12 protein-coding genes are annotated in these 11,830 nt (G+C 31.1%); 8 read left to right on the top strand and 4 right to left on the bottom strand.

Annotated features, from left to right (window positions below):
• Together HMPREF2561_RS03990 and HMPREF2561_RS03995 are read right to left on the bottom strand one after the other, a co-directional pair.
• Positions 1 to 841, bottom strand: an 841-nt coding sequence (locus HMPREF2561_RS03990; RefSeq protein ID WP_070468376.1) for a pyridoxal-phosphate-dependent aminotransferase family protein, incomplete at its 3' end; no start/stop codon positions are given.
• A gap of 103 nt (positions 842 to 944) precedes the next feature.
• Positions 945 to 1,388, bottom strand: a complete 444-nt coding sequence (locus HMPREF2561_RS03995) for an OsmC family protein (RefSeq protein WP_017176107.1) — start codon at positions 1,386 to 1,388, stop codon at positions 945 to 947.
• Positions 1,389 to 1,466: 78 nt separating this feature from the next.
• Here HMPREF2561_RS03995 and HMPREF2561_RS04000 point away from each other — a divergent pair, with 78 nt between their 5' ends.
• Complete coding sequence (locus tag HMPREF2561_RS04000) at positions 1,467 to 2,213, top strand: glycerophosphodiester phosphodiesterase (protein WP_017176108.1); 747 nt, start codon at positions 1,467 to 1,469, stop codon at positions 2,211 to 2,213.
• A 51-nt stretch (positions 2,214 to 2,264) separates the two neighbouring features.
• Here the strand turns inward: HMPREF2561_RS04000 and rpsD are convergent, their stop codons facing one another.
• Both rpsD and HMPREF2561_RS04010 read right to left on the bottom strand, forming a co-directional pair.
• On the bottom strand, positions 2,265 to 2,867 hold the full coding sequence (gene rpsD / locus HMPREF2561_RS04005; RefSeq protein WP_017176109.1) for a 30S ribosomal protein S4: 603 nt from the start codon (positions 2,865 to 2,867) through the stop codon (positions 2,265 to 2,267).
• Positions 2,868 to 3,098: 231 nt separating this feature from the next.
• A complete protein-coding gene (locus tag HMPREF2561_RS04010; protein WP_019835459.1) occupies positions 3,099 to 3,566 on the bottom strand; it encodes a GAF domain-containing protein in 468 nt (155 codons plus the stop codon).
• A 131-nt stretch (positions 3,567 to 3,697) separates the two neighbouring features.
• Here HMPREF2561_RS04010 and ezrA point away from each other — a divergent pair, with 131 nt between their 5' ends.
• The 7 genes from ezrA (at position 3,698) to HMPREF2561_RS04045 (ending at position 11,669) form a co-directional block, all read left to right on the top strand.
• Complete coding sequence (gene ezrA, locus HMPREF2561_RS04015; RefSeq protein ID WP_048761515.1) at positions 3,698 to 5,392, top strand: septation ring formation regulator EzrA; 1,695 nt, start codon at positions 3,698 to 3,700, stop codon at positions 5,390 to 5,392.
• Between the two features lie 162 nt (positions 5,393 to 5,554).
• Positions 5,555 to 6,691, top strand: coding sequence for a cysteine desulfurase family protein (locus HMPREF2561_RS04020; protein ID WP_070468378.1), 1,137 nt, complete (start codon positions 5,555 to 5,557; stop codon positions 6,689 to 6,691).
• Positions 6,692 to 7,915: a tRNA uracil 4-sulfurtransferase ThiI gene (gene thiI, locus HMPREF2561_RS04025; protein WP_019835456.1), complete on the top strand. Its 1,224-nt coding sequence runs from the start codon at positions 6,692 to 6,694 to the stop codon at positions 7,913 to 7,915.
• A gap of 30 nt (positions 7,916 to 7,945) precedes the next feature.
• On the top strand, positions 7,946 to 8,731 hold the full coding sequence (locus HMPREF2561_RS04030) for a sulfite exporter TauE/SafE family protein (protein WP_019835455.1): 786 nt from the start codon (positions 7,946 to 7,948) through the stop codon (positions 8,729 to 8,731).
• Positions 8,732 to 8,824: 93 nt separating this feature from the next.
• Complete coding sequence (gene tpx / locus HMPREF2561_RS04035; protein WP_002448307.1) at positions 8,825 to 9,319, top strand: thiol peroxidase; 495 nt, start codon at positions 8,825 to 8,827, stop codon at positions 9,317 to 9,319.
• 123 nt (positions 9,320 to 9,442) lie between these two features.
• Entirely contained in the window at positions 9,443 to 10,390 is a 948-nt protein-coding gene (locus tag HMPREF2561_RS04040) for a class I SAM-dependent methyltransferase (protein ID WP_019835454.1), read from the top strand.
• 82 nt (positions 10,391 to 10,472) lie between these two features.
• Positions 10,473 to 11,669: an acetate kinase gene (locus HMPREF2561_RS04045; RefSeq protein WP_019835453.1), complete on the top strand. Its 1,197-nt coding sequence runs from the start codon at positions 10,473 to 10,475 to the stop codon at positions 11,667 to 11,669.
• Positions 11,670 to 11,830: the final 161 nt, after the last annotated feature.

An 11,830-nucleotide genomic window follows, 5' to 3' on the forward strand; every position in this document is an offset into this window, starting at 1 on the left:
TTTCTCTTAAACCATCTCTAATCAAGTAATGTCTGTGAATGGTATTGTTAAATCCTTCTTTTTTAATAAGTGCAGCATAAGCGTTAACCGCTCTAAATAATCCAACATTTGGTGTGAATGGAGTAGAATTTTGTTCAATAGAATCAAAGTACTTATTTAAATTTAAATAAAAACGTGGTGTTTTAACTGCTTTAAATCGCTCTTGTGCACGATGATTATAAGCAACAAAAGATAGGCCAGGCGGTAACATTAAAGCTTTCTGGCTACCTGACACGAGTACATCAATATTGTCTCTTTCTAAATCGACATCAACGGCACCAATACAACTTACGCCATCGACAACGAAGTAAATGTCTTGATTGAATGCTTTAATCACTTTTCCTAATTTGTGTATAGGGTGAAGTACAGCAGTAGAAGTCTCGCAAAATTGGGTGAATACAGCAGTAATATCATGTTTAAGTGAATGTAAATATGTTTCAAATGCTTCAATATCGACCGCTTTTCCCCATTCAACATCATAAACATGTACATTCTTATAATATGTTTCAGCAATTTGTTTAAAACGATTGCCAAATGCACCTGATACAATGACTACAAAATGATCCTCGGGATTGACTATATTTAACATACTAGCTTCTAAGACGCTAGTACCACTTGAAGTAAGAATCATTACTTTATTTTTAGTTCCAAAAATAGGTTTTAAATGATTAAATGCTTCTTCTGCGATAGCTTCAAAATCTGAAGAACGATGGCCTACCATTGATAAATTAAGTGCATGTGTGATTTCATCAGGTACAGGGGTTGGTCCAGGTGTTAATAATAAGGGTTCATAATAATACATCGTAAATCTTCCTCCTGATATAAGATTTTTTAATTTTACCAAATATTCTGAAAATTTAAAAGTCTAAAATAAAAAGCGGCAGTTAAATCGACCGCTTTTAGTTCTAATCTTGAATGGTTGCTTGAATTTCTATTTTAACGTTGTTTCGAATTGAGTTAGATATCATACAATGATGATCAGCAATATCTAATAGTTTAGGAAGTCGTTTATTAAGATGCGTTTTTTCTTCTTCTGTAAGAGATATTGTTGGATAATGAGTGATTTTTTCCATTTTAAATTTTCCATTTTCAAACACTGCGCTTCCAATTGACTTAATTTCTAAATGAATATTAGTAAATTTAGCTCTTTCAAGTGTAGCAGCTAAAGAGATAATATAACATGATGAGGCTGCTGCAACTAACATTTCATCGGGATTTGTCCCAGTTCCATTACCACCAAGTGAAGAGGGAATAGAAATTTGCTCAGAAATTACATCGCCATTAACTTTACCGATTTCTTCACGACCTCCACGCCATGACGTATGAACTACAAAATCGTGTTTAACCATTATTATTGACCTCCTATATCATTATGGTAATTTAAGTGTAGTTGAACATATAATTAATTTAAAGGATGGTATTTAAAAATGAAAATACAAAAGCCTAATACATCATTTCAAATCGTTGCACACCGTGGATTATCGCAGAAATATCCTGAAAATACGGTAGAAGGTTTTAAAGCAGCCCTTATGCAACATATTGATATGTTAGAAATTGATGTACATTTTACAAAAGATAAACAATTAGTAGTCATTCATGACGATTCCATTGACCGCACATCGAATCAAAAGGGTAAAGTAAAAGATTTTACTTTAGAAGAATTAAAACAATTTGATTTTGGAATCAGACATGGTGAAACTTTTAAAAATACTCGTATTTCTACTTTTAGCGAAGTACTTTCTTTATTTAAAAATTACTCTAAAACATTACTTATTGAAATAAAAAAACCAGAACAGTATCCTGGCATTGAAAAAGCGTTACTTGAGGAACTCGATAAATTTCAAATTCCCTCTCATAGAGTCATTATTCAGTCATTTGATGTGGAAAGTGTTAAAAGAATGTCTGAATACACAAAGAAATATGCACTGGGTGTTTTAATAAGTAAAAAGCAATACTGGTACAAACAACCTGATTTTGAAAATATAGCTTCTTTTGCACAATTTATAAATCCTAACTATAAATTAATAAATAAAAAATTTATCAAGCGTGCTCATGAACATCATCTTAAAGTAATACCTTATACAGTAAATAACATGAAAGATGTGAAAAAATTGATTCATTTAGGAGTAGATGGAATTATCTCAGATATACCAGATGATATATTTAAATTATAAATAAAAAACCACCCTGACCAAAATGGAAAGGGTGGTAGAATATTAATCAACTTATCTTGAGTAGTACTCAACGATTAATTGTTCATTAATTTCAGCTGGTAATTCACTACGTTCTGGTAAGCGAACGAAAGTACCTTTTAAGCTGTCAGCATCGAAATCTAAATATTCTGGTACGAAATTGTTGATTTCAACAGATTCTTTAATGATATCTAAGTTTTGTGATTTTTCACGAACTGAGATAACTTGACCAGGTTTTAAAGTGTATGATGGGATGTCAACACGTTTACCATCAACTTCAATGTGACCATGGCCAACTAATTGACGAGCTTGACGACGTGTACGTGCTAAACCTAATGAGTAAACTACTGCATCTAAACGGCTAGCTAATAAAATCATGAAGTTTTCACCGTGTACACCGTGTTGTTTACCAGCAATATCAAATGTGTTACGGAATTGTCTTTCAGTCATTCCATATAAATAACGTAATTTTTGTTTTTCACGTAATTGTAAACCATATTCTGATAATTTTTTACGTTGGTTTGGACCATGTTGTCCTGGTGCGTAAGGACGTTTTTCTAATTCTTTACCAGTACCACTTAATGAGATACCTAAACGACGAGATTTTTTCCAGTTAGAACCTCTGAAACGAGCCATAATAAGACTCCTCCTTTTTCTTTTTTGTTGGAATGAATAAACAAAAAAGAGTGTTGTATGCTCATTAAGATATATTGTTTTATGTGTCTTCACCTTATAGCTACAGTTACATGACACGTCCACATCGGGAACAACATAGAGCTTAATAATATACAACTGCTATTTTCGTTAATTCACACAAAATTCATTGTACCATTATTTTTTAAAGTGTCAAGGAATCATTTAAATTTATTATTTTGATAATTGGTGTTCTAAGATAGAAACTATCTCTTCAAGTCCTTGTTGATCGCCTTTACTAAATCGTTGTGTAATAGGCGCATCTATATCTAACACGCCGATTATTTCATTATCAACATGAATTGGAACGACAATTTCAGATTTACTATTAGCATCGCAAGCGATGTGACCAGGAAATGTATTTACATCATCGACAAGTTGTGTTTGGTTATTTGCAACAGCAGTTCCACATACACCTTTTCCTATAGAGATATGCACGCAAGCAGGATGCCCTTGGAAAGGACCTAAAATAAGTTCATTATTTTCAATTAAATAAAATCCTACCCAATTGATTTGATCTAAGTTGTCATTGAGTAAAGCTGAAGTATTACTTAAAATTGCAATTAGATTTGTTTCATCTTCAATAAGACTTGCAAGTTGTTTACCTAATAAGTTGTAATTTGTTTCTTTAGTTGTCGTCATATAAAAACCTCTCTATGTAATATTTTGATTATTAGTATAAATGTAAAAATTTTTTCAATCAATTCTTTGAATTTTATTTTAATGACGGGATAAGATACGTTATAATAATGATAATATAGGAGGAGAATGAGATGGTTTTATACATTATATTAGCAATTATTATTATTATATTGATTGCTGTCGGTATTATGTTTTATTTACGTTCTAACAAACGTAAAATGGTTGAGCAAGCAGAAGAACGTAAATTAAAAGTTCAACAGTTACCTTTTGAAGATAATTTAGAAAAGTTATCAGCTTTAAACCTTAAAGGTGAAACGAGAACAAAATACGACGCGTTAAAACAAGATACATTAGATCACACTAATAACTATTTAGCACCAGTAGAAGAAAAAATTCATGACGCTGAGCTTCAACTTGATAAATTCCAATTTGCAGGAGCTCAAACTGAAATTGATGACGCTCATGAATTAATGGATAGATATGAAGCTGGTTATCAGTCACAAGTAGATGAAGTAAATGAAATTCTTTCTCTACATAAAGATAACGAAGCAATCTATGAAAAATGTAAAATAGATTATCGTGAAATGAAAAGAGATGTTTTAGCAAATAGACATCAATTTGGAGAAGCGGCAGCTCCTCTTGAAAAACGTATTGAGGCTTTTGAACCAGAACTTGATCAGTATGACATGCTGAAAGAAGAAGGTAACTATGTACAAGCTCATAATCATATTAATGGATTAAATGACTCTATTAATGAAACAAAAGGATATATGGATGAAATTCCAGATTTAATTAGAGAAACTCAAAAAGAGTTACCAGGACAATTCCAAGATTTAAAATATGGTTGTAGAGATTTAAAAGTAAATGGTTATGACTTGGATCATGTAAAAATTGATGGAACATTACAAAGCTTAAAAACTGAATTAAATTTTGTAGAACCTATGATTAGTCGTCTTGAATTACAGGAAGCTAATGATAAATTGCAACAAATTAATGATAAGCTTGATGAAATGTATGATTTAATTGAGCATGAAGTAAAAGCTAAAAATGAAGTTGAAGAAACAAAAGAAGATATTACAAATGAATTATTCAAAGCGAGAGAAATGAACTATACGCTTAGAACAGAAATCGACTATATACGAGAAAACTATTTCATTAATGAAAGTGATGTTCATAGTATTAGACAACATGAAAATGAAATTCAAAATCTAGTTGTAGTATATGATGATATTCTAAAAGAAATGTCTAAATCTGCTGTGAGATACAGTGAAGTAAAAGATAATTTAGAATACTTAGATGAACATGTAAAAGTGATTAATGAAGAACAAGAAAAATTACAAAATCATCTGATTCAACTTAGAGAAGATGAAGCTGAGGCTGAAGATAATCTATTAAAAATTCAATCGAAAAAAGAAGAGATTTATCGTCGACTTCTTGCTTCAAACCTAACAAGTGTTCCAGAGCGATTTGTTATTATGAAAAATGAAATCGACCATGAAGTAAGAGCGGTCAGCGAACAATTTAACGAACGTCCGCTTCATGTTAAACAACTTAAAGATAAAGTTTCAAAAATTGTAATTCAAATGAATACTTTTGAAGATGAAGCGAATGATATATTAGTCAATGCAGTCTATGCAGAACGATTAATTCAATATGGAAACAGATATCGTAAAGATCATCATAGTGTAGATAAAAGTTTAAACGAAGCAGAACGTTTATTTAAAAATAACCGTTATAAGCGCTCAATTGAAGTATCAGAGCAAGCACTTGAAAGTGTAGAACCTGGTATAACAAAACATATTGAAAATGAAGTGATTAAAGGATAATACATTTTTATAGTTAGAGAATGACCTAGACATCCACATATTTCTAGGTTGTTCTCTTTTATTTTTTTAAAAAAATAGTATAATGCTTGAGTGTCTATTTTTAAGTCGAGAAATCTAAAATATGTTTTAGATATGTTATTGATGAAAGTGAGTGTTCTATATATGATTTATTTAGATAATGCTGCCACAACAAAACCGAACCAAGCGGTTTTAGATTCATTTCTAAAAGTAAGTGAGAAAGCTTATTATAATGCTAATAGTCCTCATCAAATGGGTTTACAATCAGAAAAAATATTATTACAGGCTAAGTCGCGTGTAAAAGAGATGTTAAACCTCAATAATAATACTGATGTCATTTTCACAAGTGGTGCCACTGAGTCTAATAATATTGCACTCAAAGGTATTGCATTAAGAAAAAAACAGTTTGCGAATGTAATCATTACCTCAGTATTAGAGCATCCATCAGTATTAGAAGTGATGCGTTATTTAGAAACACAAGGATTTATATTGAAATATGTGAATGTGACTCCAAATGGTCAAATAGATATTAATCATTTAGAACAATTAATGACGGATAATGTGGGCTTAGTAACATGTATGTATGTCAATAATGTTATGGGACAAATACAACCGATAAAAGAAATTGACTCATTATTAAAACAATATCCTAAGGCACATTTTCACGTAGATGGCGTTCAGGCTTTAGGGAAAATTCCAATGCAATTAGAGAATGTAAATAGTGTAAGTTTTAGTGGTCATAAATTTAATGGTTTAAAAGGTCAAGGCATATTAATTATCGATAATAAGGAAAAAATTGAACCGACAGTATTTGGCGGTGGTCAAGAATATGGAATTAGAAGTGGTACTGTAAATTTAGCAATGAATGTTTCACTTGTGAAAGCAATGGAAATTGCAATTCAAAATTTAAATGAGCTTAATCATCGTCTATCACGTTATAATAAAGTAATTAGAGAAAGTTTAAGTCAATATAAAGGAGTGTATATTAATTCTCCAGAAAATAGTGCTCCGCATATTTTAAATATTGCTTTTCCAGGAGTAAAAGGAGAAGTGCTTGTTAATGCGTTCTCAAAATTGGATATTATGGTGTCGACTACAAGTGCATGTTCGTCTAAAAGAGAAAAATTAAATGAAGTTTTGTTAGCAATGGACATCGAGGACAACAGAATAGAGGGAAGCGTTCGCTTATCCATGGGTGAAACTACAACAGAAAAAGATATCGAACAATTTAAAGATAAATTTAAATTAATCTATGCTCAAATAAAGGAGTTGTTGAAATAAATGAAATATGATCATATTTTGGTAAGATATGGAGAACTTACGTTAAAAGGAACAAATAGAAAAAGATTCACAAATGTATTAAAAGAAAATGTGATTCAGTCATTACGTTCATTAGAAGGTACACGAGTTAAATGCGAGAGAGATCGCATGTTTATCTCGCTTTTTGAGGAAGCAAATGTAAATGAAGTCATGAATCGTTTAACAAAGATATTTGGCATAAAATCTATTAGTCCAGTATTTAAAACAACACAAAATCTTGAAGATATAAAACAACTTTGTGTTTCGTTAGCTAAAGACTTTGCACATGGAGATACTTTTAAAATTGATGTAAAACGTGTAGATAAATCATTTTCATTAGATACGTATCAACTACAAAGAGAACTAGGTGGTGTCATTTTAAAATCAGTTGATCATTTAAAAGTAGATGTTAAACGTCCGACACATAATATTAAAGTGGAAGTACGTAAAGAAGGCGTATATATCTATACTAAAGTTATCGATGGTGCTGGCGGATTACCTACAGGTACAGGTGGTAAAACACTTCTTCAGTTATCAGGTGGGATTGATTCACCAGTAGCTGGTATGGAAATGATGAAACGTGGCGTAAAAATAGAAGCTATTCATTTTCACAGTCCACCATTTACAAGTGAAAAAGCGAAAGATAAAGTGATTGAATTGACACGCATACTATCTGAACGTGTAGGACCCATTAAATTACATATTGTTCCTTTCACAGCACTTCAAAAACAAATCAATAAGTCTGTGCATCCACGATATACCATGACTACTACTAGACGCATGATGTTACGAGTGACAGATATTATCTTAGAACGTATTGGAGCGAACGCTATCGTAAATGGTGAAAATTTAGGTCAAGTAGCTAGTCAAACATTAAAGAGCATGTACGCAATCAATGATGTTACATCTACTCCTATTTTAAGACCACTTATTTCTTTAGATAAAGAAGATATTATTAAAAAAGCAAAAGAAATAGGAACATTTGAAGTTTCAATACAGCCTTATGAGGATTGCTGTACGATTTTTACCCCTAAAAACCCTGTAACTGAACCAGATTTTGATAAAGTTGTTAAATATGAAAGTGTGTTTAACTTTGATGATCTTGTTCAAGAAGCAGCAGACAATGTAGAAACAATAGAGATTAATAAAGATTATAAAACTGAAAAAGATAAAAGTACTGATGCACTCATTGATGAATTATTTTAATATGAAAGTATTAAAGTAATTTAATAAGGGGTGGGCGTTATAGAACTAAGTTTTCATATTATTTTCATTATTATTAGTTTTGGTTTCTTGGCAGCATTTATAGATGCTGTTGTAGGTGGCGGTGGCTTAATATCAATTCCTGCACTCTTAGCTATAGGAATGCCGCCATCATTAGCATTAGGTACAAACAAATTAGCAAGTGCGTTTGGCTCCTTAACGAGTGCAATCAAATTTTTAAAATCTGGAAATGTTGATAAAAAAATAGTATTTAGACTATTTCCGTTTGTATTTATATTTGCAGTTGGTGGAGCAAGTTTAGCTACTTTCTTACCATCAGAGGTTTTGAAACCACTCGTTATAGTCATATTGACACTTGTTTTAATTTACACCATTTTTAAGAAAGAATGGGGTAATGTCAGAACGTTCTCTAAATTTACTATTAGTAAAGCGATTGCCTTTATATCACTCCTGCTTTTAATTGGATTTTATGACGGATTCTTAGGCGGTGGTACTGGATCATTTATGTTATTTGTATTATTAATGTTTGGATTTGATTTTTTAAGTGCAGCTGGAAATGCAAAAGTATTAAACTTTGCTTCAAACGTTGGTGCATTAACATTATTTATTATTCTTGGTCAAGTAAATATAGCATATGGATTAATTATGGCAGTCAGTATGGTGATTGGGTCGTATACTGGTGCACATTTTGCAATCAAAAAAGGTGTAGGATATGTCAAAATTTTATTTATAATAGTTACCATTTTACTCATTTTAAAAAATACCTTTGATTATATCATGCAAATCATTTCAAATTAAAATAGTAGTTAGTGTTTTAAATGATTGAAATAAGTTTAAATACTATCGTATCATTAAACTATAATTTAAATAACTAATGGGAGGTCATATAATATGACAGAAATTACTTTTAAAAATAACCCTATACATTTAGAAGGAACTGAGGTTTCAAAAGGAGATGTGGCTCCTAATTTTAAAGTTTTGGATAATAGTTTAAATGAAGTTACTTTAGATAATTTTAAAGGGCAAAAGAAATTGATTAGTGTTGTTCCTTCTATTGATACTGGCGTATGTGATCAACAAACTCGCAAATTTAATGAAGAAGCTTCTCAAGAAAATGGTGTAGTACTTACAATTTCAGCGGATTTACCTTTCGCTCAAAAAAGATGGTGTGCATCAAATGGTCTAGAAAATGTAATTACGTTAAGTGACCATAAAGATTTATCATTTGGTGAGCATTATGGTGTTGTTATGAAAGAAATGAGATTATTAGCGCGTTCTGTTTTCGTATTAGATGAAAACAATCATGTAGTTTATAAAGAGTTAGTTCAAGAAGGTACTGATTTTCCAAATTTCGAGGCTGCTTTAGAAGCTTATCGTAATATTTAAGTCACTATTAAATGATTAAATTAAAGATATAATACTAATATTGTCCATATGTATTTTAAAATGAATGATTTCGTTTTAAGACATTTGCATTATGGACATTTTTTTATTGGAAAGGAATTGAATATGGCAGAAGAACAAACTATTATGGAAAGATTATTCCGAACTTTAGATGATAAAGCTAAGTCGTTAAATGAAGAAAATGGTCAAAGCTTTATAGAAAATTTAGGTTTAGCAATGGAAGATGTATATCGTAATCAACGTACTCTATTAGAACAAGCAACGCTTCAAGATCGTCGAAAAGCATTTCAATTTGCTTACTTAAGCTTATTACAAGAAGAAAATATTCAGGCAAATCATCAAATTACACCAGATTCTATTGGCTTAATTTTAGGTTTTTTAGTACAAAAATTTATAGAAAATAATAAAGAATTACAGATTGTTGATATTGCAAGTGGAGCTGGTCATTTAAGCGCTACAGTGAATGAAGTATTAAAAGATAGCGAAGTTATGCATCACTTAATTGAAGTAGATCCTGTTTTATCGAGAGTTAGTGTGCATCTAGCGAATTTTTTAGAAATACCATTTGATGTGTATCCTCAAGATGCGATTATGCCATTACCATTGGAGGAAGCTGATGTGGTTGTTGGAGATTTTCCTATTGGATATTATCCTTTAGATGAACGTAGTAAAGAAATGAAACTTGGATTTGAAGAAGGCCATAGTTATTCACACTTTTTACTTATCGAACAAGCCGTCTATGCTTTAAAACAAAGTGGCTATGCTTTTTTAGTAGTACCTAGTAATATTTTTGAAGATGAACATGTGAAACAGTTACAAAATTTTATTACTACAGAAACTGAAATGCAAGCATTTTTAAACCTTCCTAAAACATTGTTTAAAAATGAAAATGCACGTAAATCAATTTTAATACTACAAAAGAAAAAAGCAAATGAAACTAAGCCTGTAGAAGTGTTATTAGCTAATATTCCGGATTTTAAAAATCCTAATCAATTCCATGGTTTTATTAACGAATTAAATGAGTGGATGGACGCAAATCATTCACAAAAATAAACTGTGATATTCTTGAATTACTTCTGTATTAGTGGTTAAATAGATATGGATATTTAATATATAAATTGGAGGACAATGAATCATGTCTAAATTAGTTTTAGCGATTAATGCGGGAAGTTCTTCTTTAAAGTTCCAACTTATCAGAATGCCTGAAGAAGAATTAGTTACAAAGGGCTTAATTGAGCGTATTGGTATTAAAGATTCAATATTTACTATTGAAGTAAATGGTGAAAAAGTAAAAAGAGTTAAAGATATTAAAGATCATGAAGAGGCAATTAATATCATGTTAGATAGCTTCAAAAAACATGGTATTATTAATGATATTAATGATATTGCTGGTACAGGGCATCGTGTTGTTCATGGTGGAGAATTATTCCCTAAATCTGCTTTAGTCACTGATGAAGTAGAAGAAAAAATTGAGTCATTAAGTGAATTAGCGCCATTACATAATCCTGCAAACTTAATGGGAGTTCGTGCCTTTAGAAAGTTATTACCTAATATTCCACATGTTGTAGTTTTTGATACTTCATTCCATCAAACTATGCCAGAAAGTTCTTATTTGTATAGTTTACCATATAACTATTACGAAGATTTTGGTATTCGTAAATACGGTTTCCATGGTACAAGCCATAAATATGTATCACGTCGTGCGGCTGATATTTTAGAAAAACCTATTGAAGAATTACGTATTATTTCTTGTCATATTGGTAATGGTGCGTCAATTGCTGCAATTGATGGTGGGAAATCTATCGATACATCAATGGGCTTCACTCCATTAGCAGGTGTAACAATGGGTACACGTTCAGGAGATATTGATCCAGCTTTAATTCCATTTATTATGGAAAAAACAGGTAAAACTGCTGATGAAGTTTTAACAGTTTTAAACAAAGAATCTGGATTATTAGGTATCTCTGGTACTTCAAGTGATTTACGTGATTTATTAGGTGAAGCTGCCAATGGCGATGAACGAGCTGAACTTGCTTTAGATATTTTTGCTTCTAGAATTCACAAATACATTGGTTCTTATGCTGCTAGAATGCATGGCGTTGATGTTATTGTCTTCACAGCAGGTGTCGGTGAAAATTCATCACCAATACGTGCTAAAATTTTAGAAGGCTTAGAGTTTATGGGTGTTTATTGGGATCCTAAGAAAAATGAATCTACTCACGGTGAAGAAGCTTTCATAAATTACCCACACTCTCCAGTTAAAGTAATTGTTGTTCCAACTAATGAAGAAGTCATGATTGCAAGAGACACAGTAAAATTCGGTGAATTATAAGATATATTAAAAAAACGATGAGATTAAACTTATCTCATCGTTTTTTAGAATATAACAGGGGAATAGAACAAAAGTCATGTTGAATTTGTTGTCCCACTCTAATGTTGTATCTCTAACATATTAAAGAGGTCTGAGACATAAGGAATTGTCTCAGACCTCTT

It is taken from the genome of Staphylococcus sp. HMSC069E10, assembly GCF_001809205.1.
GTDB classification, from domain to species: Bacteria; Bacillota; Bacilli; order Staphylococcales; family Staphylococcaceae; genus Staphylococcus; species Staphylococcus hominis.

Excerpts from the sequence above, each read along its gene's own strand:
- HMPREF2561_RS03995 (WP_017176107.1), bottom strand. The coding sequence starts at position 1,388 with ATGGTTAAACACGATTTTGTAGTTCATACGTCATGGCGTGGAGGTCGT.
- HMPREF2561_RS04000 (WP_017176108.1), top strand. The coding sequence starts at position 1,467 with ATGAAAATACAAAAGCCTAATACATCATTTCAAATCGTTGCACACCGT.
- rpsD (WP_017176109.1), bottom strand. The coding sequence starts at position 2,867 with ATGGCTCGTTTCAGAGGTTCTAACTGGAAAAAATCTCGTCGTTTAGGT.
- HMPREF2561_RS04010 (WP_019835459.1), bottom strand. The coding sequence starts at position 3,566 with ATGACGACAACTAAAGAAACAAATTACAACTTATTAGGTAAACAACTT.
- ezrA (WP_048761515.1), top strand. The coding sequence starts at position 3,698 with ATGGTTTTATACATTATATTAGCAATTATTATTATTATATTGATTGCT.
- HMPREF2561_RS04020 (WP_070468378.1), top strand. The coding sequence starts at position 5,555 with ATGATTTATTTAGATAATGCTGCCACAACAAAACCGAACCAAGCGGTT.
- thiI (WP_019835456.1), top strand. The coding sequence starts at position 6,692 with ATGAAATATGATCATATTTTGGTAAGATATGGAGAACTTACGTTAAAA.
- tpx (WP_002448307.1), top strand. The coding sequence starts at position 8,825 with ATGACAGAAATTACTTTTAAAAATAACCCTATACATTTAGAAGGAACT.
- HMPREF2561_RS04040 (WP_019835454.1), top strand. The coding sequence starts at position 9,443 with ATGGCAGAAGAACAAACTATTATGGAAAGATTATTCCGAACTTTAGAT.
- HMPREF2561_RS04045 (WP_019835453.1), top strand. The coding sequence starts at position 10,473 with ATGTCTAAATTAGTTTTAGCGATTAATGCGGGAAGTTCTTCTTTAAAG.